The sequence below is a fragment of the Methylobacterium sp. J-068 genome, assembly GCF_022829445.1.
Classification (GTDB): domain Bacteria; phylum Pseudomonadota; class Alphaproteobacteria; order Rhizobiales; family Beijerinckiaceae; genus Methylobacterium.
Genome location: NZ_JAKSXY010000125.1, coordinates 256341 through 282980, shown reverse-complemented (window position 1 = coordinate 282980; position 26640 = coordinate 256341). Strand labels below are relative to the sequence as shown.

Genomic DNA, 26640 nt, shown 5'->3' with positions numbered 1-26640 from the left:
TCTCACGCGGCCTTGATCTGACACAGGGTACACTTCGTCTCCTGCATGCCCGTCACGGGGTCGAAGCCGTAGGTGGTGACCGAGTTCACGCTCTCGCCGAGCACCACCGGATCGGTGCCCCTCGGGTAGTAGTCGCGCATGTCCTTGCCCTCGTACCAACCCGAGAAGTGGAAGGGCATGAAGGCGACGCCCTTGCCGACGCGGTCGGTGACGAGCGCCTTCATCTTGGCCTTCGAGCTGTTCTCGGCGCCCGTGACCCAGACCCACGACCCGTCCTTGATGCCGCGCTCGGTGGCATCCCCGGTGTTGATCTCGACGAACATGTCCTGCTGCAATTCGGCGAGCCACGGGTTCGACCGGGTCTCCTCGCCGCCGCCCTCGTATTCCACGAGGCGCCCCGAGGTGAGGATGATGGGGAAGTCGCGCGCCACGTTGCGCTCGACCGCCGCTTTCTGAACCGAGAAGCCGATATTCGGCATGCGGAACTGGCGCTCGTCGGGCCGGGTCGGGTATTTCGCCACGAGGTCGGGACGCGGCGAGTAGACCGGCTCGCGATGCACCGGCACCGGGTCGGGCAGGTTCCAGGCGTTGGCGCGGGCCTTGCCGTTGCCGAACGGGATCACCCCGTGGTCGAGGCAGACGCGCTGGATGCCGCCCGAGAGGTCGGTGGCCCAGCTCACGGTGTCGGGCTTGTCGCCGCCGATCTTCAGGATCGTGGCGCGTTCGTCCGCCGTCAGGTCCTTGTCCCAGCCGAGCTTCTTGAACACCCCGAAGGTGAACTCGGGGTAGCCGTCGGTGAGGTCGGAATCCTTGGTGAAGCTGTCCTCGGCGAGCAGGGTCTGGCCGTTGCGCTCCGTGCCGAAGCGAGCCCGGAAGGTGCTGCCGCCCTCCTTCACGTGCAGCGAGGTGTTGTAGAGGATCGCCGTGCCCGGATGGCGCAGTTCCGGCTTGCCCCAGCACGGCCAGGGCAGACCGTAATAATCGCCCCCGACCTCCGGATCGTCCTTGGGCGCGCGCAGGGTGATCAGGTCGAACTTCGCCTGATTGCGCATATGGGCCTTGAGGCGCTCCGGGCTCTGCCCGCAATACCCCGTCGACCAGCCGCCCCGGTTGATCTCGCGCAGCAGGTCCTCGGCCACGGGGACGTTGTTCTCGACCTTGATGTTCTTGAACAGCGTCTCGGCGAAGCCGAGCTTCTTGGCCAGGAGGTAGAGCACCTCGTAGTCGTTCTTCGACTCGAAGGCGGGCTTCACGATCTGCTCACCCCACTGGATCGAGCGGTTCGAGGCCGTGCGCGAGCCGTCCATCTCGAGCGATGTGCAGATCGGCAGCAGGTAGGTGTTGTCCTGCCGGGCGTCGAGCGCCGCGAAGGTCGTGGGATGCGGGTCGGCCACCACGAGCAGTTCGAGCTTGTTCATGCCCTCGATCGCCTCGGGCAGGCGGGTCACGGTGTTGCCGCCGTGGCCGAAGACCATGAAGGCCTTGACGGGGCTGCGCTGGTCGATCTGTTCCGGCGGCAGGTTCACGGCGTCGAACCAGCGCGTCGAGGTGATGCCGGGCGCTTCCATGTTCTCCTTGCGCGAGCGGGCCTTGCGGCCGTCCGCGGCGGGAACTTCGTCGAAGCGGGATTGCAGCCACTCGTAGGGCACGTCCCAGACGCGGGCCCAGTGCTTCCAGCCGCCCTCGACGAGGCCGTAATAGAGCGGCAGCGAGGTCACATCGAGGCCCAGATCCGTGGCGCCCTGCACGTTGGTGTGACCCCGGAAGATGTTGGCGCCGGTGCCGGGCTTGCCGACATTGCCGGTGGCCAGACACAGGATGCACAACGCCCGCACGTTGGCCGTGCCCACCGTGTGCTGGGTCGCGCCCATGCACCAGATCAGGGTGGCGGGCTTCTCCTTGGCGAATTTCTCGGCGACGCGACGGAGCTGCTCGCCGGGCACGCCGGAGACGCGCTCGACCTCTTCCGGCGTCCACTTGGCGACTTCCTTGCGGACGTCGTCCATGGCGTAGACGCGCTGCGCGATGAACTCCTTGTCCTCCCAGCCATTCTGGAAGACGTGCCAGAGGATGCCCCAGACCACCGGGATGTCGGTGCCGGAGCGGATGCGCACGTACTCGGTGGCATGCGCCGCCGTGCGGGTGAAGCGCGGATCGATGACGATCATGTTCGCGCGGTTGATCTCCTTGCCCGTCAGGACGTGCTGCATGGAGATCGGGTGCGCCTCGGCGGGGTTGCCGCCCAGGATGATCATCGTCTTGGCGTTGCGGATGTCGTTGTAGGAATTGGTCTGGGCGCCGTAGCCCCAGGTATTGGCGACGCCCGCCACCGTGGTCGAGTGGCAGATGCGTGCCTGATGGTCGACGGAGTTCGTGCCCCAGAAGGCGCCGAACTTGCGCATCAGGTAGGCCGCCTCGTTGGTGAACTTGGCCGAGCCGAGCCAGTAGACCGAATCCGCGCCGTTCTTCTCGCGGATGGCGGTGAGCTTGTCGCCGATCTCCTCGATGGCCTGCTCCCAGGAAACGCGCTGCCATTGCCCGCCGACGAGCTTCATCGGGTATTTGAGGCGGCGATCGGAGGAGACGAGCTCGCGGATCGCCGCGCCCTTCGCGCAGTGCGTGCCGCGATTGATCGGGCTGGCGTAGGAGGGTTCCTGACCGACCCAGACGCCGTTCACGACCTCGGCCGTCACGGTGCAGCCGACCGAGCAATGGGTACAGATGTTCTTCTTGACCTGCACGTCCGGTCCCGTCGCCGAGGAGCCGGCGGCGCGGGCCTGCCGCACGGAGCCCAGCTGGATCGTGCCGGCGGCCGCGAGCGCACCGGCGGTGAGGCCGGATTTCCGGAGGAAGCCGCGCCGGTCGAGCACACCGGCCGCGAGGCCGGCCGCGACGGCCTGATGCTTGGTGCGGCTCGCCTCGCCGTTCTTACGCTTGGTCAGCATCACAGCCTCACTTCTTCTCGACGCCTTTGAGACCGCTCTGGAGCGTTTCGTAGCCGTTAGTGCGGTAGAACGCCTTCACCTCATCGCTGAGGCGGTAGCGGGACCGGGTCTCGTCCGGGCCGGGGTCGTAGGCCTGGGCCTGGGTGGGCGCCATCGGGGCGGCCAGACCGGCCGCGGCCGCCACCGTGCCGCCCCCGAGCGCCCGGAAGAACTGGCGACGGCCGAGCTGGTCCTTCTGATCCTGTCCCATCGTCGCCACTCCTCAACCGGCGCCCGCCCGAAGGATCGGGCGCCTCGATCCACTGTGTCCGGATGCCCGTTCAGGCATCCATCGCGAAAGCCGCGGCCTCGACCTCTAGGAAGGCGCGGCCGAGGGCCCCCACGGTGCGGTAGAAGCGCGCCGCCTTCGCGCGCTCCAGATCCGCGAAGAAGCGCCCCGCCCACGGCGCCACGTGGCGCAGGAAGAACGCCCGTTCGGCCCCGGCCTCGGCCTCGAAACGCCCCGCCGCGAGCCCCGCCATCACGTCGAGGAGAATGGCGAGGTGATCCTCCGGTTCGGTCATCGCCTCGTCCCGCTCGATTCCCAGGGCGGCGAGGTCCTCGCGCACGCGGGCGAGAGGGCGCTCGTTCAGGAAGCCGGTCAGGTAATAGGAGGCGTAGGGCAACAATTCACCGCGTCCGACGCCCACGAAGAGCGCGAAATACTCGCGTTCGGCAGCTTCCCGCGTGGTGGCGGCGGCCTCCGTCCCGAGGGACGCGACCTCGCGGCCGAGCACGCTGTCGCCCCCCGTCAGGTCTGCGAGGACCGCGAGCAGCCGATCGTCCGGCGCGCGGCCCAGCAGGACGGCGAGCAGGTCGTATTGCTGGGCACGAAGTTGATCGACGTCGTCCGAGCTCACGTTGGCCAATGCGTTTCGGGTGATCGCGGCGGGTAGGTCGGCGCCGCTCGTGGCCGAGATCTCGATGAACGGCGACACGGAACGCATCCGACTCCTCGACCCGATCCGCTGCGCACCGTTCTCGATGAGAACCGGCTAGTTTGTATCTGTAATAAAAAGCGTTTGGCCCTGCCGCAATCGGGATTTTTCGATTCAGCTCGGCATCGCCCCGCCATGGCGTCGCAGGCGAGAGACAATCGTCGGCGATTGAAACTCGCGCACGGCGTTCGTCGGCGGAATAGAAACCGGGGGTTCGACGTGAGCCAGCGCCTCCGGCGCGTCCTCGGGGGGGACGGTCGCGTCTTCGGGCGTCACGGCCGCGACCTCGGGTGTGGTGGTCTCATCGGTCTCGGACGCGGGCATCGGGACTTTCGCAGCCGTCTCGGACCTCTTCGCCTCGGGTGCGTGGCCCCTCATCACGCGCTCCACCATCGCCCCGATATCGTCGGTGGGGAGCATCGGCCCGAGCCCGGGGACGCCACCGGGCGTGTTCCAGTCGTAGGCGTATTCGCGGGCCTCGCTCACGAAGTCGCGGATGCCGGGATCGACGGACCACATCCTCCGGAGCGCGGCGTTGCGCAGGGCGGACGGAATGCCGGCCCTCAGGAACGGAGCTAGGTCGGTCTGCGCCGTCAGGTCCTCCAGCTTCGGCAGGCGCGCGATCGCCTCGGCGAGGGCGCCCGCCACCTCGGGAGACTCTTGGGCTGCCTCGAGGGATTCGGGCGCCGCCTCGGCGGCAGGGCCCGGCGGCGTGTCCGGCGGGAGCACGTCTGCGCGTGCCTCGCGCTCGGCAGCGCGCGCCGCCTGCTTGCGCCGGGCCCAGCGCGAGAGGATTCCGTCGCTCATTCCCCTTGCCCCCGGTTGGATCCACCGCGAGCCAGGGCCTCCGGATCGGCGCGGTCGCGCTTGCGCTTCTCGAATTTCCGCTCGACGTGGAAGGCTTCGAAGAAGGCCAGCAGGACGGCCTGGGACTCGGCCGGCATCGGCACGGCCTCGACGATCTCGCCGATGCCTTCCGCCATGGACTCGCCCTCGTAAGGATCGGCGGTGACCGCCGCGACCTCGTAGGCGTCCTCCGCGAGCTTGCGCAGCGCGACCCAGAGGGAGGGGCGGCCCGAGACGAGGTTGTCGCGGTAATGCGCGGTCTCGGCCGGGTGAAGCAGCACGTCGAAGGCGCCGGCGTAGAACACCGTTTCCTCGTCCGTCTCCGTCAGCTTGGTCCAGTTCGCCACTGGGGGAGCCGCCGGAAGGGCGGCGACCGGCATCCAGGCATGGCTCGCCCACGGCCCGCGCAGGCGACGGCGGGCCACCAGGATTCCGACCTCGAAATGGTTCTCGGGCATCGCCAGGTCCTCGGCATGCGGCATCGCCGTGCCGGCGCGCCGTTCTGAAGTCTCAGGAAACGGGTGGAACGCCCCTCAGGGGCAATCCGGCGATCAGGTTCTGCGGCTTCAGCGTCACGAGGTTGGCGGATGTCGCGGCGAGCAGGAGATAGACGGGCCGGTCGCCGACGAGTTCGTCGACGATCGTCGTCTCCGCGAAGGTCAGGCGGAAGATCGCGATGACCCGCGCCCGATCGGCGGCCGCGACGGCCTCACCGCGCCAGAGCGCGTTGCCGATCCGGGTTGCCTCCGCGTCGAGGCCGACGAACCAGCGCCAGTCGGGATCCTCCAGTCGTTCCAGCGGCTCGACGCGCACATCCACGTTGAGGAGGTGGCGCAGGAAGGCCTCGATGACGCGCGCCAGGCCATCCCGGCTCCGGGCGCTGGAGCCGAGGTTCAGCGCCATCGAGAAGGCGTCGGAGCGGCTCCAATAGCTCCAGGCATTCTCGTCGTTGAGGATGTCGAGTTCGTTGGCGGCGTCCTTGCCCAGCATCGACACCAGCGGTGAGAGCGGCGCGCTGCCCTCGCGCGCCTCGATCACCTCGGAATCCGCCAGCAGCACCGCGCCGTCGAGGCGGCTGACCCTCTGGGGCCGGAAGAACAGCTCCGCCGCGCGCAGCACGAAGGGGTCGTCGCACCCATCGAGCGCGTTGCGCAGGATGAGATGGACGAGCTGATTGAGGAACAGGGAGGGCGTGCCCCGCAACCCGCCGCGCACCAGGTCCAGATAGGCCGCCTCGATGGATCGCGCCGCCAGTAGCCGGTCGCGGAACGCCAGCAGCACCTCCCAGTTTTCGCGGGCGTCGGCATCCGCGATGGCGCCGACCGCTTCGGGCGGAACGACCCGGCGCGGCGCGGCGCGCAGGCTCGCGTAAAGGGCGCGCTCGGCATCGCAGGCCTCCTCCGGCGGCACGAGTTCCGGCCGCGCCAGATAGGCGAGGATCAGCGCATCGGTGACCGCGAGACCGCCCCCCTCGGTGCGCTGGGTGAGGTGATGCCCGCTGGAGACCCAGAACTCGGTCATTCCGCCGGGTGCCCGGTACTCGGGATGCGCATGGTCAGGCTCCTGGACGATTGCGCGCGAGGCCGATGAGGTCGGCCCGTTCCTCGGGCTCCGCCTCGTCGGTCTCGACGATGTGGAAGGCGCGGGCATGGGCGTGCAGCCGGTCGGCGCCGGGCGAACCGGAATCGCGCCGGTTCAAGGTTCGGAAGTCTTCCGCGATCTCGCCGTTCCGGGTGGTGCGATGCATCGCCACGACGCTGCCGAGGGGCAGGTTGCAGAGCGAGGCCGCGAAATCCACTTCCTCGCGCGCCGCCAGGCGCGCCGTCGCGCGATCCGGCGCGCCGAGGCGCTCCTGGATATGGCGGGCCAGATCCTCCACGGCGGCGTCCCGTTCGATCTCCGTCGCCTCGCTCACCACCACCAGCGTCGCGAATCCGAGCGACGTCACGCCGACGAAACCGGAGCGGAAGGCGACCCGCGCCTTGCCGTCCAGGGCGTCGAGATCCCGGTCCCAGAACAGGAACGAGCCGGTCACGGCCCATTCGCCGGGTTCGGCCGGGTTGGCGAAGACGAAGGTGTCGGAGGCGTCGAGCCGCAGGGTGCGCGGCAGCTTCAGGGCGCTCACAGCCGCACCGTCCCGGTCTCGGGATCGCGCCATGCCGCCTCGCGCAGGAGGGAGGCAAGCGGCCAGCGCTCGGTCTCTCCGAGGACCACGTCACCCCGCGCATCGATCCGCGCCGCGACGCCGCGAGGGGTCGGCAGGTGCGCGAGGTAGTGCGCGGCGAGGGCCGGGAAGCCGTCCTCCGCCCACAAGTCGAAGGCCCGGATGAGGTTGCGGGCGAAGCTCTCCACGAGCAGCGGCCGGATGCCGGCGGGGAAACCCTCCTCGTCCAGCGCCGTCGAGTCGGGGGTCAGGCCGGGATCGCCGGCCCCGGTCTTCGAGACGATGAGCATGCCGGAGAACACCAGCCAATCCGGGACCTCGTCCTCCGCGCAATCCTCCGGCCAGACCAGGCGTCCGCCGCCGAGACGGGCCCCGTCGAACGTCAGCCCGTCGGGCCAGACGAAGGTGAGGGGCATTTCCGGCGGTCCATGCGCCCCGACCGCGTCCGCGAGCGCGCTCATTCCCGCGAGGAAGGCGCGCCGGGCCGAGGCGAGGGGCTCCTCGGGCGCGAGCACCACGGCGAGGTCGAGCACGTCCGCCCGGTCGACCAGCACCAGCGTGCCCGCCGCCTCCGGGCCGTCGCGCCGCGCGATGGCCACGGCGTTCGAGACGGCATCGGCGGGCGGCGCCAGCACGATCGCCGTGAAGGCCGGCGGCAGGGCGAGGGGGCCCGGAGCGGGCTCGGCGGTGATCGGAGGCATGTGTTCGAAAGATCGCATCCTGATCGGAGGACCACTGGGGTTAAGCGCCGGACGCAGATGTCCCGCGCGGGGCCGGGCCGCAAGGGGACGGCGTAGGGCCGAAGCGCGCACGTCTGCGGCGGACCGTAGTTTTGAACGCTTCGAGTATATAGGATACGAATGGTCCCGCGAAGGGGCGTCTCCGCCACCGCGCGATCCGTTTCCCCGCTCCCAAGGTCTCCCCTCACGTGTCCGACCGTATCGTGTTCGCCTGTTCCTGCGAGAAGACGATGCCGGTCGATGCCGACATCATCGGGCGCGGTTGCGCGGGACGGGTGAAGACGGCTGACCAGCTCTGCGGCCGCGAGCTCGACCGGTTCCGCGAGGCCCTGGGCACGGGCGCCCCGGTCACCGTCTCCTGCACCCTGCAATCACCGCTCTTCGACGAGGTGGCCTCGGATCTCGGCGCCGACGAACGCGTGAGCTACGCCAAGATCCGCGAGACCGCCGGATGGTCTTCGGAGGCGATGGCCGCCGGACCGAAGATGGCCGCTCTGATCGCCGCCTGCGCCGAGCCGCTGCCGGACGCCGCCACGGTGCCGATCGAGAGCGGGGGCGTGGCGCTGGTCTATGGCCGCGACGATACCGCCATCGAGGCCGGCCGGCGCTTGGCCGAGCACCTCGACGTCACCGTGCTGCTGACCGGATCGGAGGCCGTCGAGCCGCCGCAGCGCAACGACTTTCCCGTAGTGAAGGGCACCATCGCGAGCGCCCGGGGGCGGCTCGGCGCGTTCGATCTGCGCATCGACGACTATGCGTTGCCCGCGCCCTCGTCCCGCACGCGGCTCGCGTTCGGCCCCGGGCGGAACGGCGCGACCTCGACCTGCGACATCGTCGTCGACGTCACGGGCGGCACCGCCCTGTTCCCGGCCCACGAGGCGCGCCTCGGCTACCTGCGCGCCGACCCGCGCGATCCGGGGGCCGTCGAGCGGGCGATCGCGCAGGCATCCCATCTTGTCGGAACCTTCGACAAGACGCGCTTCATCGATGTCCACGCCGATCTGTGCGCGCATTCCCGCTCCCGCATCATCGGCTGCACCCGCTGCCTCGACGTCTGCCCCACCGGCGCGATCACGCCCGCCGGCGACAGCGTAGCGATCGACCCCCACATCTGCGCCGGCTGCGGCAACTGTGCCTCCGTCTGCCCGACGGGCGCGGCCGCCTACACGCTGCCCCCGGCGGATGCCCTGATGCGCCGCCTCAGGACCCTGATGCTCGCCTATGGGGCGGCCGGCGGGCGCGAGGCCACGATCCTGTTCCATGACGGCGACCACGGCGAGCCGCTGATCGACGCCCTCGCGCGCCACGGGGACGGCCTGCCCGCCCACGTCCTGCCGGTGCGGGTCAACGAGGTCACGCAGCTCGGCCCGGAGGCCTTCGCGGCCCTCTTCGCCTACGGGGCCACCGGGGTGCGGATCCTGGCGCGCGCCCGGCCGAAGCACGATCTCGAGAGCCTGCGCCGGGCCGCCGACCTCGGCGACACCCTGGCGCAGGGCCTCGGCTACGGCGGCCCGGCCGGCGCCGCTGTGGTCTCGCTGATCGAGACCGACGATCCGGATGCCCTCGGCGCGGCGCTCGCGGCCTTCGCGCCGGGAACGGCGGCGGCGCTTCCCGCCCGGTTCATGCCGGTCGGCGGCAAGCGCGAGGTGCTGCGCTTCGCCATCAACGAGATGCACGCGGCGGCCCCCAGGCCGGTGGCCCGCATCGCACTCGCCGCCGGCGCGCCCTTCGGCGGCCTGACCTTCCGCACCGAGGATTGCACGCTCTGTCTCGCCTGCGTCGGCGCCTGCCCGACGCACGCCCTGTCGGACAGTGCGGAGCGCCCCTTCCTCGGCTTCGAGGAGAGTCTCTGCGTGCAGTGCGGGCTCTGCGCCAACACCTGTCCGGAGAACGTGATCGATCTGATGCCGGGCGTCGATTTCGAGGCCTGGAAGGCGACCCGGCGGGTGGTGAAGGAGGAGGAGCCCTTCGCCTGCCTCACCTGCGCCAAGCCCTTCGGCACCCGCAGCACCATCGAGCGCGTGGTCGAGAAGCTGCGTGACCGGCACTGGATGTTCACCGGCCCGGCCGGCGAGGCCCGGGTCCGGGCGCTGATGATGTGCGAGGATTGCCGGGTCGAGGTCGCGGTCAACCAGGGCTTCGACCCGCATGCCGGGCCGATGCGCGACAAGCCGCGCACCACGGAAGACTACCTGCGCGAGCGCACGGCAGCCGGCGAGGCGTCCCAAGGCGAATGACGGGCCGCTGGCTCTGGCGCGGCATGCGGGCGGAGGACCTCGACCGGGTGGTGCCCCTGGCCGACACCCTGTTCCCCGACCATCCCGAGGAGACCGCGCGCTTCGCCGAGCGGCTCGCACGCGCGGGCGCGCTCTGTCTCACCCTCGCGGATAAGAGCGACCGCATCGGCGGTTACGCGATCGCCTATCCGTGGCCGCTCGGCCGCATTCCAGGCCTGAACCGGCCGCTCGCTGCGAGCGCCGAACCGGCTGACGCGATCTACCTGAACGACCTCGGCGTGCATCCGACCCTGTCCGGCGCCGGCCATGCGCGGGCCGGGCTCGGGCTCTTGGTCGGGCATGCGCGGGCGGCGGGCCTGCGCGCCGTCGCCCTCGTGGCGGTGAACGGATCGGCGGCGTTCTGGGCGGCGATGGGTTTCGAAGAGCCGACGGTCTCCGAGGCCATCGCGGCCAAGCTCGCGAGCTACGGCGCGGGGGCGCGCTACATGGTGCTGACGCTCTGAGGGCGCGCCTCAGCGCGCCGCCGTCGCGCGCTCGAGGAACCGCACCAGGGCCTCCCGGTCCTCCGCGCTGGTGATGGTCTGTTCCGGCATCCGCGTGCCGGGCGTGTAGCGGGCGGGGCCGATCGCGAAGAGCTGCGCGATGGTCCGCATGTCCCAGACGATGTCCATGCCCCTCAGGGCATCGGAATAGCGATAGTCCGGCGCCGTCGCGATCCGCCGGCCCATGATGCCCGCCAGCGTCGGCCCGGCACGCGGGCCATCCTCCGGCGTCAGGGCGTGGCAGGCCACGCAGGCGCGGAACACCTCCGCGCCCCGGTCGCCGCCATAGGCCGCCAGCGCATCGGCGGGGCGCGGCATCGCCAGGGGCCCGATCGGCGTGCCGATCCGCGCGTCCCAGCGCCGGATCAGGTGGTCACCACCCCCCGTGAGGAGTTCGGCCCCGTTCGGCCGCCAGGCGACGGACCAGACCGGCAGGCCTGGACCGACGAGACGGTGGTGGACCCGGCCCTCGGCGCGGTCGATGATGGCCACGGCGCCGCCCGCCGTCGCGGCCGCGATCCGGGTGCCGTCGGGGGAGGGCGCGAGCGCGACGACCGGGTTCGGGCCGACATCCACCGCGACGCGCACATGGCCATCGGGAGCCAGCAGCCGCACGACCGCGTCGCCGCCCGCCGCCGCGATCTCGCCGTCCCGGAACACCGCCAGGGCGTTGAGGACGGAGGGCAGGGTGCGTACGACGGGCGCGCCCCGCGCGTCGTCGGCCGCGGGCCAGATCCGGACCGTCGCATCGTAACCGGCCGTGACGGGGCGGCCATCGGGCAGGAAGGCCACGGCGTTGACATTGCCCTGATGGCCTTCGAGCACCCGCGCCGGACCGCCCGCGAGCGGGCGGATGCGCGCCGTCCCGTCCCACGACGCGGAGGCGAGGCTCAGCCCGTCCGGCGACACGGCCAGCGCGGCGACCGGGCCGCCATGCTCGGCGAAGACCCGCTCGGGCTCCGGCTGCCCGGCGCGCCACAGGGCGACGCGCCCATCCTCGGATCCCGTCGCGAAGCGGCCGTCGTCGAGGGCCGCGACCGCGTTCACCGCCGCGTCGTGAAAGCGCAGCACCCTCAGGGCGGTGCCGGTCTCGACCGCCCACAAGATGGCGGCCTGATCGAAGGAGCCGGAGATCGCCAGGCCGCCATCCGGCGCCACCGCGAGGGCCCGCACCGGCCCGCCATGCCCCCGCATCTGCGCCTCGGCGGCGGAAACCAGCCCGAGCAGACCAATCCCGATGAGAACCAGGACACCGGCGATCGGCGTCCATCGGCGTGCGGCCATCCGATGCCTCGTACGCTGCCCCGGCGCGACCATCGCGCCGCGGGCCGGCAGGTTAGTCGATGCCGTCACCGGGTGTCGCCATGCCGTGGCGAGACCCGGTGACGCGGCCGAGCGGACGCTTGATCATCGCCCGGCGATGGCGCATCGCTCAGCGCATGATCGCCCCTGTCCGCTTGACGGCCGAGACGCATGCCTTCGAGAACGCCCCGAGGCACGGCGCGCGAAAGCGCCTGGCCTCGGCGGCGCTGATGCCCCTCGCCGAGGCCGTCGCCCGGCTCACCGGAAGCCTTGCGCCCCTGGAGGCCCGCGACGTTCCCCTGGCCGGCGCGTGCGGCCTGATCGCGGGCGCCGACATCGTCAGCCCCCGCGATGATCCCGCGACGGCGCGCGCCCTGAGCGACGGTTGGGCCGCGCGGGCGGAGGACGTATTCGGCGCCTCGCCCTACGCGCCGATCCCGCTGTCCCAGCCCCTGGCCTGGGTGGAAGCCGGCGCGATCCTGCCCGAGGGGTGCGACTGCGTGCTCCCGCCCGAAGCCATCGAGGGCCGGAGCGTGGTCGCGGATGCGCCGGTGTGGTCCGGCACGCGCGCGGCGGGCGAGGAGATCGCGGCCGGGCGCCGTCTGATCGCGGCCGGCGCGCGGCTTACGCCCTTGCGTCTCATGGCCCTGGCGGCCGCCGGCATCGCGTCGGTGCCCGTTCGCCGCCCCCGGCTCCTGCTCGTTGTGACCGGATCGACCGAGCCGGATACGCTCTCCCCCGTCGTCGCCGGACTGGCGGGACAGGCGGGCGCCGTCGTGACGCGCATCGTCCGTGCCGCCGCCGCTCCGGATGCCATCGCGGCGGCGATCCGGGCCTCGGACGCGGACGCCACGCTGATCCTCGGGGGAACGGGATTCGGTCGCCACGACCACAGTGCGGCCGGGCTGGCATCGGCCGGGACCGTTCACGCGCACGGGATCGCCCTGAAGCCCGGCGAGACGGCGGCTTTCGGCGCCGCCGACGGCCGTCCGGTGCTGCTGCTGCCGGGGCGGCCGGATGCCGCCCTGAGCGCGTTCCTCGCCCTCGGCCACCCGCTGATCGATGGGCTCTCCGGCGCGACGGCGCCCGTTTCTCGGGTGGAACCCCTGTCGCGGAAGGTCACCTCGACCATCGGCCTGAGCGAGATCGTGTTCACCCGCCGGGAGGCCGGCGGAGTCACGCCTCTGGGCGGCGCCGATCTGCCCTTGCAAAGCTTGATGGAAGCCGATGGCGCCATCCTGCTGGCGCCCGATTCGGAGGGATATCCGGCGGGCACGCGGGTCGAGGTGCTGCCGCTGTGAGCGAAACCGAGGCCGCCTTCGCCGACCGCTTGGCCGGGGCCGCGCGCCAGGAGCAGTTCCTGCGCGTGGTCAGCCGCGAGGACGCGATCGCGCGGTTTCGCGCGGCGGTCCCGCACGTGGCCCTCGGCGCCGAGCGCGTGCCGCTCGCGGACGCGCTCGGCCGCGTCCTGGCGCGGGATGTCGCCTCGCCGATCGACGTGCCGCCCTTCGATCGTGCCCTGGTGGACGGCTTCGCCCTGCGCGCCGCCGACACGGAGGGCGCCGGCGCGGCGAGCCCGCGTGCCCTGACCCTCAACCGCGAGATCCTGGCCTGCGGCGTCGCGCCGAGCCTCGTCGTCGCCCCGGGGACGGCCACGCCGATCGCCACCGGCGGCGTCGTCCCGCGCGGCGCCGATGCGGTGATCATGGTGGAACAGACGGAGTTCGATGCCGAGGCCGGGTCCGTCGCGGTTCTCCAGGCCGTCCGGCCGGGCCAGTTCATCGGCTATGCCGGTGCCGACATGGCCTCGGGCGAGACGGTGCTGCGCAGGGGCATGCCGGTGACGGCCCGCGAGATCGGCATGCTGGCCGCCTGCGGCGTGGGCTCCGTGGAGGTGGTGCGCCGTCCCCGCGTCGCCGTGCTGTCCACCGGCGACGAGCTCGCGGCGGCCGGCGAGGCGCTTCGCCCCGGCGCGATCTACGATTCGAACGGCCCCATCGTCGCGGCTTCCGTCACGGAGAATGGCGGCGCCGCTCTTCCTCTCGGCTTCGTCCGCGACGACGAGCACGCCCTCGCCACGGCCCTGCGCGGCGCGATGGCCGTCGGCGATCTCGTCGTGCTCTCGGGCGGCACCTCGAAAGGGGCGGGGGACGTGTCGCATCGGATCCTCCAGCGCCTCGGCGCGCCCGGCATCCTCGTGCACGGCGTCGCCCTCAAGCCCGGCAAGCCGCTCTGCCTCGCGCTCGCGGACGGCGTTCCGATCGTGGTGCTGCCGGGCTTTCCGACCTCGGCGATGTTCACCTTCCACGACATCGTGGTGCCGCTGATCCGCGCCATGGCCGGCCTGCCGCCGCGCGAGGAGACGAGCGTGACCGCGACGGTGCCGCAGCGCGTCGCCTCGGAGCAGGGCCGGACGGAATTCGTCATGACCTCCCTGTCCGAGACCGAAGAGGGCCTCGTCGCCCTGCCTCTGCCGAAAGGGTCGGGCTCGGTCACGGCCTTCTCCCAGGCCGACGGCTTCTTCGCGGTTCCGGCCGCGCGCTCCGGCCTCGAGGCTGGCGAGACGGTCTCGGTCACGCGCCTCGGCGCGGGTGTGCGCCCGCCCGATCTGACCATCATCGGCAGCCATTGCGTCGGTCTCGACCGCGTCGTCGGGCGCCTCGCCGAGGCCGGGTTTCGCGCGCGCACCCTCTGGGTCGGGTCGGCCGGCGGCCTCGCCGCCCTGGGGCGCGGCGAGTGCGATCTTGCCGCGATGCATCTCCTCGACCCCGAGACCGGGACCTACAACCGGCCGTTCCTCGCCCCCGGCATGGCGCTGGCGCCGGGCTGGGGACGGTTGCAGGGCCTCGTCCATCGGCCGGGCGACCCGCGCTTCGAGGGCCGGAGCATCGGCGAGGCCGTGCGCGCGGCGCTCGCGGATTCCGAGACCGTCATGGTGAACCGCAACACCGGGTCAGGCACGCGCGCCCTGGTGGACGGGCTTCTCGCGGGCGCCCGCCCACCCGGCTTCTTCAATCAGCCGCGCTCGCACAATGCCGTGGCGGCCGCCGTGGCGCAGGGCCGCGCGGATTGGGGCGTCGCCATCGCCACGGTGGGACGGTCCTACGGCCTCGGCTTCCTGCCGCTGGCCGACGAGCGCTACGACTTCGCCTATCAGAGCGCGCAGAGCGCGCGGCCCGCGCTCGCCGCGTTCCTGGCCCTCCTGCGGGACCCGGAGACCCACCGGGCCCTCGCCGAGGCCGGTTTCACGCCGGGAGACGCCGCATGAACCCCGCCCGGGTCATCGGCCTCGCCGGCTGGAGCGGGGCCGGCAAGACCACGCTCCTGGCGCGCCTCATCCCGGTGCTCACGGCGCGCGGGCTTCGCGTCGCCACGATCAAGCACGCGCACCACGCCTTCGACGTGGATCGACCGGGCAAGGATTCCCACACCCACCGCCAGGCGGGCGCCGTCGAGGTCATCGTCTCCTCGGCGCGCCGCTGGGTTCAGATCCACGAGGTCGGCGACGCGGCCGAGGCGCGCCTGCCCGACCTGCTGCGTCGGCTCTCGCCCTGCGACCTCGTGGTGGTGGAGGGCTTCAAGCGCGAGGCCCATGCCAAGCTCGAAGTGCATCGCGCGGGGAACGACCGGCCGCCGCTCCACCCGGACGATCCGCGCATCGTCGCGGTGGCGAGCGACCGGGCGCATCCCGACGCGAGCGTACCGATCGTCGATCTCGACGCGGTGGAGGCCATCGCGGACCTCGTCCTGACCCTGGCCGAGCCGATGGAGACGGCGCTCGCGCGCCTGGAGGAGCGATGGCCCAGCTGACCGACGATTGCTTCGCCTTCGGTTCGCTCATGCGCATCGAGGATGCCGTCGCGCTGATCGCCGAGCGCCTGCCGGTTCTGGCCGGCACCGAGTGGTTGCCCCTGGCCCAGGCCGACGGTCGCATCGCCGCCGATGCCGTGACGGCCCTGCACGACGTGCCGCCCTTCGCCAACTCAGCCGTGGACGGTTACGCGGTCCGTCACGCTCTTCTGTCGGCGGATGCCGAGACGGTCCTGCCCGTGGCGGGCCGGCTCGCCGCCGGTGCCGCGCCCGATGCGGTCGCGGCCTCCGGCGGTGCCGTTCGGATCTTCACCGGCGCGCCGATGCCGGAGGGCGTCGACACCGTGTTCATGCAGGAGGACGTGCGCCGCGCGGGTGACGACGTCGTCCTGCCCGCCGGGCTGAAGCGCGGGGCGAATGCCCGCGTGGCCGGCGAAGACATCGCCGTGGGCGCCTGCGCGATCCCGGCCGGGCGGCGCCTGCGCCCGCAGGACCTGGCCCTGGCCGCCGCCACGGGCCACGACCGCATCGCCGTGCGGACCCGCCTGCGCGTCGCCCTGTTCTCCACCGGGGACGAGCTGACGGAGCCGGGCCGGCCCCTGGCGCCGGGGGCGATCCACGATTCCAACCGGGTGATGCTGGCGGCTCTGCTCGGCCGGTTCGGCGTCGCGGTGAGCGATCTCGGCATCCTGCGCGACGAGCGCGACGCGCTCTCGGCCCGGCTCGCGGCGGCGGCCCGCGACCACGACCTCATCCTGACCTCGGGTGGCGTCTCGACGGGCGAGGAGGACCACGTCAAGGCGGCGGTCGAGGCGAAGGGCTCGCTGATGTTCTGGCGCCTCGCGATCAAGCCCGGCCGCCCGGTGGCAATGGGCCTCGTCGCGGGCACGCCCTTCGTGGGTCTGCCGGGCAATCCCGGCGCGGTCTACGTCACGCTGCTCTTCGTGGTGCGTCCGCTCCTCGCCCGCCTCGGCGGCGCCGTCGAGGCCCCGCCGATCGGCCAGCCGGTTCGGGCGGCCTTCACCTACCGGAAGAAGGCGGGCCGCCGCGAATTCGTCCGTGTCCGCGTCGCGACCGCCGCCGATGGCGTGCTGGAGGCCTGGAAATACCCGCGCGAGGGGGCCGGCGTGCTCACGTCGCTCACCGAGAGCGACGGCCTCGTCGAACTCGCCGACGAGTCCGTCGCCGTCGCGGCGGGAGACATCCTGACCTATTATCCCCACGCCGCCCTCTGGTAGGCCGGGTCCGGCGGCGCGTAGCCGAGCGTCGTCCCAGCCGCCGCCGCGATGGCGTCGAGGAGATTCGTCAACGGGCTCCCGGTCGGATCGATCGATCGCTCCCAGAGATGCGCCCGGATGGCGAGGAAGTAGGTCTCCCACCCCACGGGCCGAAACGCGAGGCCGAAGCGCTCGGCCACCGCCGGTGTACCCAGCCCCACATCGGCCTCACCCGTCGCGATCAGCGCCGCCACGGCCTGATGCGTGAATTCTTCCGTTCGGGAGCCCACGATCCGCTCCGGGGACAGCCCGGCTTCCGCGCAGAGGCGCTCGAACCAGATCCGTGTGCCGGCCCCGCGCTGGCGGTTGACGTAGCGCAGGTTCATACGGGCGATGTCACCGACGGATTCGACCGCCCGCGGATTGCCGGGCGGCAGCAGGAAGCCCTGCTGGCGGTCGAACAGGGGGTGCACGACGAGGTCGCGATCCGCGAACAGGGCCGCGAAGGGCGCTGGCGCCTCCCCGCGCGCGCCGTAATGGAAGCCCGCCGCATCCGCCTCTCCGGCACGCAGCAGCGCCACGGCGTCGAGGCTGCCTGCAACCGCGAGATCGATGGCGGAGATCTCCGCCACCGCGCCGAGCAGCAGCGGATCGTGGCTTCCCGCCAGCCTCAGACGCCACGGCTCCGGGGGCCGCAGGGCGCGCAGGCTCTCCGCGAGGCGGACTTCCTCGGCGGCGAGGTCCGGTGCGAGCCGCTGGAACGTGCGGGCGAGGGTGGCATGGAGCGCCGCGCCATAGGGGGTCAGCGCCGTGCCGTGCCCTTTCGTCTTGATCACCACGCGCTGTCCGAGCGCCGCCTCGATGGCCGCGAGCCGGCTCCAGGCCGAGCGGTAGGAAATGCCCAGCGTCCGGGACGCCGCGAGGAGCGAGGGGGCCCCCGCGACGGCGTCGAGGATCGCGAAGGTCGGCCCGAGCCTCAGCCCGCCCGCGTCGCCGTCGATCCCCAGGCGAACTCGCATAGGCAATCCCTTTCCTATTGATCTGATCGCGCGTGCCGTATCATCGAAGCCTTACCCGCGCAGCCCGGTGACGATGCTCCAGACGCTCCAAGAGACGGTGTCGCGCCTCTCCAGCCTCGATCGCGACGTGCTCGCGATCGCGTGGCTGTCCCTGCGCGTCAGTCTCACGGCCGTCGGGATCGGACTGGCGCTCGGCATTCCCCTGGGCGCGTTCCTCGCGGTCACCGCGTTTCCCGGGCGGGGCGCGCTCGTCGGGCTGTTCAATGCCTTCATGGGCCTGCCGCCCGTAATCGTCGGGCTGGTGCTCTACCTCGTGCTGTCGCGTTCGGGGCCGCTCGGGTCCTTCGGGCTGCTCTTCACCCCGGGCGCGATGGTCGCGGCGCAGGCCGTGCTGGCGACGCCGCTGGTCGCCGCCCTGACCCGGCAGGTGGTGGCGGATGCGGAGGCGCATCTCGGCGAGCAGCTGCGCTCGCTCGGGCTGTCGGCGCCGCGCCGCGCCCGCGCGCTCATTCACGACACCCGCTTCTCGCTGGTCACGACGGCGCTCGCGTCGTTCGGGCGGGCGATCTCGGAGATCGGCGCCGTGCTGGTCGTCGGCGGCAACATCGACGGCCACACCCGCACCATGACCACCGCGATCTCGCTGGAGACCCAGAAGGGCGACCTCAGCCTCGCCCTCGCGCTGGGCCTCGTGCTGATCGGCATCGTCATCGCGGTGAACGCGGTCGCCGCCCTGCTGCGCGGGCACGCTGCCCGAGCCTACGGGTGAGGACGATGCCGAGCCTCCGGTGCGAAGACCTCGTCCTGCGCCTCAACGGCGCCACCATCCTGGACGGCCTCAACGCCGCCATTCCGGCGACCGGCATCACCGCGCTGATCGGCCCGAACGGCGCGGGCAAGAGCGCGACGCTCCGGGTCATCGACGGGCTCATGGCGCCGACCAGCGGCCGGGTGCGGATCGTCTCCGACGGGCCCGTGCGCCGGGCCTTCGTGTTCCAGCGTCCCGCCCTGGTGCGGGCGAGCGCATTCGCCAATGTCGCGCTCGCGCTGGTGCCGCTGAAGCTGTCGCGGGCCGCGCGCGAGGCCCGCGCCCGCGACGCCCTGGCCCGGGTCGGCCTCGGCGATCGGGCGGGTGCCCCCGCCACGCGCCTCTCCGGCGGCGAGCAGCAGCGTCTGGCCCTGGCCCGTGCCTGGGCCGTGGAACCGGACCTCCTCCTCGCCGACGAGCCCACCGCCAACCTCGATCCCGCCGCCACCGAACTCGTGGAGGCGCTCATCGCCGAGATGGCCGCCGGCGGCACGAAGGTGGTGCTGGTCTCGCACAATCTCGGGCAGGTCATGCGGCTCGCCGCAGACGTCTTCGTGCTCGCGAAGGGGCGCGCCGTCGAGCACGGTCCCACCCGCACCCTCCTTCTGTCCCCCCAGATGCCCGAAACCCGGGCCTACCTCTCCGGAGAACTGCCTTGGACCTCCTTCGCCGCCGCTTCGTAGCCCATGGCGTTCTCGCCGCCCTCGGCCTCCTCGTCGGGCTCGCGCCCGCGCGGGCCGAGCCGGCCTCGATCATCGTGGCCTCCACCACCTCGACCGAGCAATCGGGCCTGTTCAAGCATCTCCTGCCGCTGTTCGAGGCCAAGAGCGGCATCACCGTGAAGGTTGTGGCGCTCGGCACGGGACAGGCCCTTGACGCGGCCCGGCGCGGCGACGCCGACGTGGTGCTGGTTCACGACCGCCCCGCCGAGGAGAAGTTCCTGAGCGAAGGCTTCGCCACCAAGCGCCAGGACGTGATGTACAACGACTTCGTCCTCGTCGGCCCCAAGGCCGATCCGGCCGGCGCGAAGGGCGACGACGTGAGCGCGGCCTTCGGCAAGATCGCCGCCGCCCAGGCGACCTTCGTCTCGCGTGGGGACCGCTCGGGCACCCACAGCGCCGAACTGCGCACCTGGAAGGAGGCCGGCGTAGACCTGCCGGCGGTGAAGGGCGCGTGGTACCGCGACGTCGGCCAGGGCATGGGCCCGGCGCTCAATGCCGCCTCGGCCCTCGATGCCTACATCCTGGCCGATCGCGGCACCTGGCTCTCGTTCAAGAACCGGGGCAACCTCGCCATCCTGGTCGAGGGCGACAAGCGCCTGTTCAATCCCTATGGCGTGATGCTGGTGAACCCGGCCAAGCACCCGACCGTCAAGGCGAAGGAAGGGCAGGTCTTCATCGACTGGCTGATCTCGCCCGAGGGGCAGGCCGCGATCGCGAGCTACAAGATCGGGGGCGAACAACTATTCTTCCCCAGCGCCGCGCGATAGCGGCGCTCGGAGGGCGCCGGCTTCGGCCGATTTGACTCGCGGTCCCCGGCGGGGCGATGGATCACCCGCCGCCATGCTGTTCAACTGCCTCTCCGACGACCTGTTCAAGCCGCTGGCCTCCCCGAGCCGGGCCTTCAACGCGGCCCTGCTGCTGCATCTCCATGCCCGGATCTTCGGCGACACCGCCGAACCCTTGCGCAAGAGCGAGCTCCTGGCGGCGATCGGCGACTTCGCGGCCGATTACGTCGGCAGCGAGATCGCCGACGACGAGGCGACCCCGGCCGATCCGAGCGAGCGCCGCTCGGTGGTCTACCGGCGCCTGCTCGAGGCCGGGTGGCTGGTGGAGCGGCGCGAGCGCTACGTGCCCGTGGTCGAGTTCGATCCCGAGGCCCGCATCCTGGTCGAGGAACTCGCGCGCCTGGACCGGGGCGAGACCCGCTCCTACGGCGGCGCGGTCCTCGACGTCCTGGGCAGCCTGGAGAGCGCCATCGCCAACCCGGCCGAGCGCTCCGAGGCGCTGGTCAACGCCGCCAAGGCCGCGCGCGCCTTCCTCAGCCACCTGCGCAGCTTGGCCGGCTCCATGCGAAAGAGCGAGGAGCGCATCCTGCGCGAGGCCGATCACGGCGCGGCCTTCCGGCTCTACTTCGAGGAGTTCGTGGCGCGCCACCTCGTCAGCGATTACCGCACGCTGCACACGCGCCTCAACCCGTTCCGCTTCCGCTCCGGCATCGTGCGCGAGGCCGGGCGCGCCTTGCGCGATCCGCTCACCCTGCGGGCCCTGGCCGAGGCGGGGCTGCGCGAGGGACGGGCGCCGCACATGGAGGCGGCCGAGCGGTCGGTGCGCTCCGACCTCGCCGAGATCCTGTCGATCTTCGAGGGCCTCGACCGGCACCTCGACGCGGTGGCCGAGATCGTCGCCCGCCTGGAGCGCCGGATCGCGGCGGCGCTACGCACCCTCGATCACCGCGATTCGGATCGCATCGAGCGCACCGCCGCCGCTCTTCGGGCGGTCGCCGCCTGCGCCGACGACGAACTTCCGGGCCTGCCCGACACGCAGGTCTCGACCTTTCGCCCACCCATCGGCGAACCGCATTGCTACGCCCCGCGCCTGCGCCGCCCCCCCATCGACAGCGAGCCCCTGCCGGAATTCGAGCTCGACCCGGCGATCGAGGCCTTCATCGCGGCCAAGGATGCCTTCCGCCTCCGCGTGGCGGTGACGCCCGAGCGGGTGGTGGACTTCATCGAGGGGAAGCTCGGGCACGGGCGCGCGATCCGGGGTTCGCAGATCGGGATCGCGGATGTCGACGACTTCGTGGTGTTCCAGCGCCTGCGCGAGATCGACGTGCTGTTCGACGGAACCCTGCGCGGCCGCTACCGCCTCTCGCGCGTCGAGGGCCGCGTCAGCAACGGCTGGCTCGATTGCCCGGATTTTTTGGTGGAGCGCGCGCCCACGATGCCGCGCTGAGACCGGTTTCCGCCGCGCGCCGACCCGCGGCTCGACCCTGCTCCTCAAGTCTTCGCATCGTCGAGACCACGCGTCCCCTTGGCAAAGCCCCGAGCCGGGTTCATCCTCATCAGGCGTCACGCGCGAAGATGCGAACAACGCGGGAGCGTTCATCCATGAATCCCGGGACATGCCTGATCAAATCCGCCTGGATCGCAGCCGAGGTCGGACGGGAGCGCAGCGAGCGCGTGCTCGTGGTCGAGACCTACATCGCGGTGAGCCCGCTGGAGCCGAACTACGACGCCGCCCGCTACGAGGCCATCGTGGCCGAGGTGCAGCGGGTCCTGGCCGCCAACCCCTCCCTCGACCGCGCCTCGATCCTGAGCATGCACCGCGACAAGGCCTGTCTGTCGCTGTTCCGGGCCCAGCCGGCCGCCGCCTGAGGGGCCGGCGTCGCCGGGTCTTGGCGCGCAGCCGCTCCGCCGGGTAGAGAGCCGAGGCGCACGCGGGCCGGCCCCGCTCCGGCCCAGCGAGACCCGCCATGCTCGAACCCTTTCGCGCCATCGTGGACGGCGACGAGCCGCCCCCGCCCGGCGCGCGCGCGCCCTCCGAGGAGGAATTGACCCGCGCCCTGCAGGTGCTCCTGAAGAGCCAGTGCGTCTATGCGGGCACGCCGGGCATCGGGCGCTCCTACGAGCTCGCCCGGCACTACGCCCCGTTCTTCCAGGCCTATTTCGGATGCCTCGGCTATCGCTTCGAGGTCGCGCACCGCGACCAGATGGTGTGCCTGCGCGTGCCGATCGACGGGGTCCGGCACGATGCGCAGGGCGAGCGCCTGCGCAAGGACGAGACCCTCGTACTGCTGGCCCTGCGCCTCGCATACGAGGAGGGCCTGCGCGCGCATCGGGTCACCACGGACGGCGTGGTCGAATGCACCACCGACGACATCGCGGAATCAATCCGCACCGCCACCCGCAGCGATCCGCCGGAGGAGCAGCGCCTGATCGAGATCCTGCGCCTGTTCGCGCGCAAGGGCGCACTCCGCCTCGGCGAGCGCGACAAGATCGAGAAGATCACGCCCCTGATGGTGCTGCCCGGCATCGCCGTGCTCTCGCCCGAGACCTGGATGGATCAGGTCCGGGCCTGGGGCGCGGCGCGCGGCGAGGAGGAGGCGTGAGCCTCGCTTCGCCCGGGGTCCGGTCCCCAGCCTCGGATCGGGGCCGACTTGCATCCTCGGGCCGGGGCGTCCATGCGAGGGAGGCTTTTCGCCGAACCGGGACCAGACCAGAACCGCCGTGTACCGCCTCACCGACATCGTCCTGTCCAACTGGTACCTGATCCGCCGCGAGCAGATCCGGATTCGGGGGGCTGCCGCCCTGGTCGGACCGACGGGGGCCGGCAAGTCCACGATCTTCGACGCGGTCGGCACCGTGCTCGCCGGCAACAACGCGAGCCGCCTCGCCCTCAACGCCTCGGCCTCGGGCCGCAGCGCCCGCACCGTGCGGGATTACTGCCTCGGCTGGATCAGCGATCCGGCCGAGGGGGGCCGCCCGACGCGCGAGGCCTGCGAGAGCCTGATCGTCCTCGTGTTCGAGAACGCGGTCACGGGCCGGGTCGTCTCGGCGGGGCTCGCCCTCGCGGCGCGGGCCGAGGAGAGCCGCGAGACCACGCTCTCGCGCTTCGTCCATGTGGGCCACCGCTTCGAGATCGCGGATTACGTACGCGAGGCGCCCGCCGGCAGCTTCGTGGCGCCCTGGGCCGAGATCGCCAAGGACCTGCGCAACCGGGGCACCACCTTCGACGAGTTCCGAGCCTCGGGCGAGCGTTTCACCGCCGAGTTGCTCGGCATCCTGCGCGAGGGGGCGGCGGTGCCGGAGCCCCGCCATTTCCTGCGCACCTTCTCGAACGCCGTCGCGTTCAAGCCGATCTTCGACTCCTCGGCCTTCGTGCGCTCCTTCGTGCTCGAACCCGAGCCCCTCGACGTCGCCCGCATCCGCCAATCGGTGGAGAACTGGCGCCGCCTGCGCGAGACCATCGAGGAACTGGAGCGGCGCCTCGCCCATCTCGCCCGCATCCTCGGGCGCTACGAAACCTGGGCCGAGGCCAGCCTGTCGGCGGCGCTCGACGAGTTGCGCGCCGCCGACGCGGACCTGCGCCGGCGCATCCTCGACCATATCGGCGCCCGCCACGCCCTCAAGGACGTCGCCGAGCGCCTGCGCATCGCCCGCGAGAGTGTCGCCACCAGCCAGGGCTTCGTGCGGGAGATCGACGGCGAGATCGCGGGCAAGAAGGCGCTGATGGCCGGGACGGCGGCGGAAGGCCGGCTCGCCGCCTCCAATGCGGGCCTCGCCATGCTGGCCCGCGACCGGCGCGACCTCGCCGCCCGCGTCGCCGACCTCGTCGGGATCGTCCTCGACGCCGGCAAGCTCGCCGTGGTGGCCGGCGAAGTTCGGCGGATCGCGCCGGAGGCCGCCCGGCTGGTGGAGGCCTGCGCCCGCTCGGGGCTTCGGCGGGAGGCCAATCCGGAGGAGACCCTGCGCTCGGACGGAAAGCTGGCCACGCTGCTCGCCGGCCTCGCGGATGCGCCGGAGATCGCCACGCCCCTCGAACGCGCCGCCGAGGACGCGGCCCTGCGCGCCCGCGCCCAGGAGAACGAGGCCCAGTCGCGCGCGCCGGCCCCCAGCGCCGGGCGCGGCGCGCCGCGCCTGTCCTCGGACGTCGCGGCGTTTCGCGAGGAGCTGGCCCTGCTCGGGATCGAGGCGACGCCGATCTGCGAACTCGCCGAGATCGTCGATCCGACCTGGGGTCCGGCCCTCGAAGGTCTGCTCGGCGCCGCCCGCGAGGCCCTGGTGGTCGAGCCCGACCGGCTCAACGCGGCCTTCGCCCACCTGGAGGCGCGCAAAAGCCAATTCTACCGCTGCATCCTGGTCAAGACCACCGACACCGCCAAGCGACGCGGCGGGCGCGACGACGATGGTCCGCTGGGGCTGATCGAGACGCGCGACCCGCACGCCCAGGCCTTCCTCGGCGCGCGTCTGGGAGGTTACGACCTCGCGCCGAACGACGCGGCGCTCGCCCATATGAGCCGGGCCGTGGCGCCGAGCGGGCGCTCGACCTCCGGCATGGCCTATTCGGTCGTGCGCCCGGTGCAGTTGATGATGACGCGCGGTCATCGCGGCCCCACCGCCGAGAGCCGGCAGGATTGGGAGCAGACGGTCGCAGAGGCGCGCCGCCTGCGCGCGGAGGCCGACGTGCTGCGCGAGGCCGCCCGCATCGCTGCGACCCTGAAGAGCCGCATCACGGCCACCAGCCTCGACCTCGCCGAATTGCGCGCGGAGGCCGACGCCCTGGAGGGCCGCCGCCGCAGTCTCACCACCGAGCGCGAGACCGTCGAGCGGGCCGAGACCGGCGTGCTGGAGGCCGAACTGAAGGAACTCGCCAAGGAGCGCTCCGCCTACCTCACCGAACTGGTGCAGGTGCTGGAGCCCAAGCGCGACCTTCTGCTCGGCGAGGAGGCGGGCTTGCGGGCGAAGGTCGCATCCACCCGCGACTTCGCGCGGGCCGCGCTCATGGCGCGGCGCACGGCCCATGCCCGCTGGATCGGCGGTGACACGCTGCGCATCCGCCTGGTCCAGCCCGAGGGCTTCGATCCGCGTGCCGTCTCCGATTTCCGCGCCAAGCGTGCCGACCTCGACCCCAAGGCGCTCGGGAGCCTCGCTCAGGTCGCGCGCGCCGCCGCGCGCGAGGCGCAGGAGACCGCCCGGACGCAAGGGCGCGCGGCCGAGCGCGATCTCGCCGAGTACTGCGTGCAGTGGCGCATCGAGAACCCCCTCGGCAACGGTGAAGCCCCGGCCTCGTTCGGCTATGCCTGGGCCAGGCGTGCCCACGACGAGGTCGCGGGCCACGAGTTGCGGCGCTACCGCGACCAGGCCCTGCGGGCGGAGGGCGAGATGCGCCGCCTGATGATCGAGGATCTGCTGACCCGGCTCGCCGACAAGTTCGAGCGGGTCCGCGCGCGCCTCGACGCCCTGAACGAGCGCTTGTCGAGCCAGACCTTCACGGGCCAGACCTACGCGTTCGAGGCCGAAGTCGACCGGCGCTACGCGGCAGTCCACGCCCTCGCCACCGAGGTCGCCCGCTCGCCGGATGCCGCGCAGGCCATCCTGCCGGGGGAGGGCGCCTCCGGGGAGAATCCCCCGCTGGAAGGGCCGCTCGCCGACGCCATCGCGGAGATCACGGCCCTGATCGCCGGGGACGAGAGCGCGGCGCGGCTGGCCGATTACCGCAACTACTTCGTCTATGAGATCGGCATGCGCGACCGGGCGGGCAACCGCACCACCATGTCGAATCGGGCCCTGCGCGGCTCCGGCGGCGAGGCGCAGGCACCATTCTACGTGGCGATCGCCGCCTCGCTGGCCTCGGCCTATTATCCGGGCGACCGGCCCGGCGACGAGAATCCGGGCCTCGGCCTCTGCCTCCTCGACGAGGCGTTCTCCAAGCTCGACGTGCGCAACAGCCAGGCCCTGGTCGATCTCTATCAGGCCTGGGGCCTGCAACTCCTCATCGCCGCGCCCGAGGACAAGCGCACCACGCTGACCGAGGTGATGGACACCATCGTCACCGTCTACAAGAGCCCGGATCTCACCTCGGTGCGCATCGAGGCCGAGCATCCTCTGGAGGCCGCCAAGCGCGCGCTCGCCGCGATCAACCCGGAGCGACAGGGCATCGAGGGGTTCCGCACCTCGGATGCCGCCGCCTGAGGCCGCGCACCCCGCGTCGGAGCACGCGTTGGCGATGGCCCGACGACGGCCGGCCTCCGCTCAGGCCGGATCGGGCTCGTCCCGCTTCGGCACCGAATCGGAGAAGGGCACGGTCGAGACGCGGCGTCCCTCGATGTCTTCGATCTCGAAGCTGCACACGAACCAGTCGCGGATGGTGCTGAGCCGCGTCCGGGCGATCAGGTCGCGCGCGATGGTGAGCGCATGGGACCGTGCCGTATCGAGGTCCGGGAGTTCGTCCCCTTCCGGGTCGACGGCCAGCTGTTCCGGTCCCGGGCCGTAGCGGACGTTGAAGAAGTAGCGTGGCATGACGACCCGCCTT

The 26640-nt window shown here is 72.0% G+C and carries 24 protein-coding genes; 13 read left to right on the top strand and 11 right to left on the bottom strand.

Features of this window, described 5'->3' with window-relative positions; genetic code table 11:
* Window positions 1-2 precede the first annotated feature (2 nt).
* The 8 genes from MKK54_RS24340 to MKK54_RS24305 all read right to left on the bottom strand — a co-directional run bounded on the left by MKK54_RS24340 (window position 3) and on the right by MKK54_RS24305 (window position 7633).
* Window positions 3-2945 (bottom strand): formate dehydrogenase subunit alpha, encoded by a 2943-nt coding sequence (locus MKK54_RS24340; protein ID WP_244015213.1) that lies wholly within the window; start codon window positions 2943-2945, stop codon window positions 3-5.
* A gap of 7 nt (window positions 2946-2952) precedes the next feature.
* The gene (locus tag MKK54_RS24335) at window positions 2953-3195 is read right to left on the bottom strand and encodes a formate dehydrogenase (protein ID WP_244015211.1); all 243 of its coding nucleotides are present in this window, start codon (window positions 3193-3195) and stop codon (window positions 2953-2955) included.
* A gap of 70 nt (window positions 3196-3265) precedes the next feature.
* Window positions 3266-3931, bottom strand: coding sequence for a molecular chaperone (locus tag MKK54_RS24330; protein ID WP_409564236.1), 666 nt, complete (start codon window positions 3929-3931; stop codon window positions 3266-3268).
* 105 nt (window positions 3932-4036) lie between these two features.
* A complete protein-coding gene (locus tag MKK54_RS24325) occupies window positions 4037-4729 on the bottom strand; it encodes a DUF3306 domain-containing protein (protein WP_244015209.1) in 693 nt (230 codons plus the stop codon).
* The gene (locus MKK54_RS24320; RefSeq protein ID WP_244015207.1) at window positions 4726-5226 is read right to left on the bottom strand and encodes a DUF3305 domain-containing protein; all 501 of its coding nucleotides are present in this window, start codon (window positions 5224-5226) and stop codon (window positions 4726-4728) included. The genes MKK54_RS24325 and MKK54_RS24320 overlap by 4 nt, the downstream gene beginning before the upstream one ends.
* A gap of 52 nt (window positions 5227-5278) precedes the next feature.
* On the bottom strand, window positions 5279-6289 hold the full coding sequence (locus MKK54_RS24315; RefSeq protein WP_244015205.1) for a DUF6352 family protein: 1011 nt from the start codon (window positions 6287-6289) through the stop codon (window positions 5279-5281).
* Window positions 6290-6323: 34 nt separating this feature from the next.
* Window positions 6324-6893: a DUF6505 family protein gene (locus MKK54_RS24310; RefSeq protein WP_244015203.1), complete on the bottom strand. Its 570-nt coding sequence runs from the start codon at window positions 6891-6893 to the stop codon at window positions 6324-6326.
* Window positions 6890-7633: a biotin/lipoate--protein ligase family protein gene (locus MKK54_RS24305; RefSeq protein ID WP_244015201.1), complete on the bottom strand. Its 744-nt coding sequence runs from the start codon at window positions 7631-7633 to the stop codon at window positions 6890-6892. Before MKK54_RS24305 ends, MKK54_RS24310 begins: the two co-directional genes overlap by 4 nt.
* Before the next feature lie 269 nt (window positions 7634-7902).
* On the opposite strand from MKK54_RS24305, the gene MKK54_RS24300 reads away from it, so the two are divergent.
* Together MKK54_RS24300 and MKK54_RS24295 are read left to right on the top strand one after the other, a co-directional pair.
* Entirely contained in the window at window positions 7903-9909 is a 2007-nt protein-coding gene (locus tag MKK54_RS24300; protein ID WP_244015293.1) for a 4Fe-4S binding protein, read from the top strand.
* Window positions 9906-10412, top strand: a complete 507-nt coding sequence (locus MKK54_RS24295) for a GNAT family N-acetyltransferase (protein WP_244015199.1) — start codon at window positions 9906-9908, stop codon at window positions 10410-10412. Before MKK54_RS24300 ends, MKK54_RS24295 begins: the two co-directional genes overlap by 4 nt.
* A gap of 9 nt (window positions 10413-10421) precedes the next feature.
* Here MKK54_RS24295 and MKK54_RS24290 read toward each other — a convergent pair whose 3' ends face one another.
* Window positions 10422-11645 carry a c-type cytochrome gene (locus tag MKK54_RS24290; RefSeq protein ID WP_409564242.1) on the bottom strand — a complete coding sequence of 408 codons (1224 nt, stop codon included), beginning with the start codon at window positions 11643-11645 and terminating at the stop codon, window positions 10422-10424.
* A 263-nt stretch (window positions 11646-11908) separates the two neighbouring features.
* Here MKK54_RS24290 and MKK54_RS24285 point away from each other — a divergent pair, with 263 nt between their 5' ends.
* Genes MKK54_RS24285 through glp form a run of 4 tightly spaced genes read left to right on the top strand, consistent with a single transcriptional unit; the run spans window position 11909 to window position 16801 of the window.
* Window positions 11909-13054 carry a molybdopterin-binding protein gene (locus tag MKK54_RS24285; RefSeq protein WP_409564235.1) on the top strand — a complete coding sequence of 382 codons (1146 nt, stop codon included), beginning with the start codon at window positions 11909-11911 and terminating at the stop codon, window positions 13052-13054.
* The gene (locus MKK54_RS24280; protein WP_244015194.1) at window positions 13051-15021 is read left to right on the top strand and encodes a molybdopterin biosynthesis protein; all 1971 of its coding nucleotides are present in this window, start codon (window positions 13051-13053) and stop codon (window positions 15019-15021) included. The genes MKK54_RS24285 and MKK54_RS24280 overlap by 4 nt, the downstream gene beginning before the upstream one ends.
* On the top strand, window positions 15018-15563 hold the full coding sequence (gene mobB / locus MKK54_RS24275) for a molybdopterin-guanine dinucleotide biosynthesis protein B (RefSeq protein WP_244015192.1): 546 nt from the start codon (window positions 15018-15020) through the stop codon (window positions 15561-15563). The genes MKK54_RS24280 and mobB overlap by 4 nt, the downstream gene beginning before the upstream one ends.
* Complete coding sequence (glp, locus tag MKK54_RS24270) at window positions 15551-16801, top strand: gephyrin-like molybdotransferase Glp (RefSeq protein WP_244015190.1); 1251 nt, start codon at window positions 15551-15553, stop codon at window positions 16799-16801. The genes mobB and glp overlap by 13 nt, the downstream gene beginning before the upstream one ends.
* On the opposite strand, the gene MKK54_RS24265 is transcribed toward glp, so the two are convergent.
* A complete protein-coding gene (locus MKK54_RS24265) occupies window positions 16777-17799 on the bottom strand; it encodes a substrate-binding domain-containing protein (protein ID WP_244015188.1) in 1023 nt (340 codons plus the stop codon). The two genes, glp and MKK54_RS24265, sit on opposite strands and share 25 nt — an antisense overlap.
* Window positions 17800-17872: 73 nt before the next feature.
* On the opposite strand from MKK54_RS24265, the gene MKK54_RS24260 reads away from it, so the two are divergent.
* From MKK54_RS24260 to MKK54_RS24230, 7 genes are all read left to right on the top strand, one after another.
* Window positions 17873-18568 carry an ABC transporter permease gene (locus MKK54_RS24260; RefSeq protein WP_244015186.1) on the top strand — a complete coding sequence of 232 codons (696 nt, stop codon included), beginning with the start codon at window positions 17873-17875 and terminating at the stop codon, window positions 18566-18568.
* A gap of 5 nt (window positions 18569-18573) precedes the next feature.
* Window positions 18574-19290: an ATP-binding cassette domain-containing protein gene (locus tag MKK54_RS24255; protein WP_279597524.1), complete on the top strand. Its 717-nt coding sequence runs from the start codon at window positions 18574-18576 to the stop codon at window positions 19288-19290.
* Window positions 19263-20096 carry an extracellular solute-binding protein gene (locus MKK54_RS24250; RefSeq protein WP_244015182.1) on the top strand — a complete coding sequence of 278 codons (834 nt, stop codon included), beginning with the start codon at window positions 19263-19265 and terminating at the stop codon, window positions 20094-20096. The genes MKK54_RS24255 and MKK54_RS24250 overlap by 28 nt, the downstream gene beginning before the upstream one ends.
* 73 nt (window positions 20097-20169) lie before the next feature.
* The gene (locus MKK54_RS24245) at window positions 20170-21561 is read left to right on the top strand and encodes a Wadjet anti-phage system protein JetA family protein (RefSeq protein ID WP_244015180.1); all 1392 of its coding nucleotides are present in this window, start codon (window positions 20170-20172) and stop codon (window positions 21559-21561) included.
* A gap of 155 nt (window positions 21562-21716) precedes the next feature.
* Window positions 21717-21983, top strand: coding sequence for a hypothetical protein (locus MKK54_RS24240; protein ID WP_244015178.1), 267 nt, complete (start codon window positions 21717-21719; stop codon window positions 21981-21983).
* Between the two features lie 98 nt (window positions 21984-22081).
* A complete protein-coding gene (locus MKK54_RS24235; RefSeq protein ID WP_244015176.1) occupies window positions 22082-22717 on the top strand; it encodes a DUF4194 domain-containing protein in 636 nt (211 codons plus the stop codon).
* Window positions 22718-22835: 118 nt separating this feature from the next.
* A complete protein-coding gene (locus MKK54_RS24230) occupies window positions 22836-26300 on the top strand; it encodes an SbcC/MukB-like Walker B domain-containing protein (RefSeq protein WP_244015174.1) in 3465 nt (1154 codons plus the stop codon).
* 60 nt (window positions 26301-26360) lie between these two features.
* Here MKK54_RS24230 and MKK54_RS24225 read toward each other — a convergent pair whose 3' ends face one another.
* Window positions 26361-26627: a DUF6894 family protein gene (locus MKK54_RS24225; RefSeq protein WP_244015172.1), complete on the bottom strand. Its 267-nt coding sequence runs from the start codon at window positions 26625-26627 to the stop codon at window positions 26361-26363.
* Window positions 26628-26640: the final 13 nt, after the last annotated feature.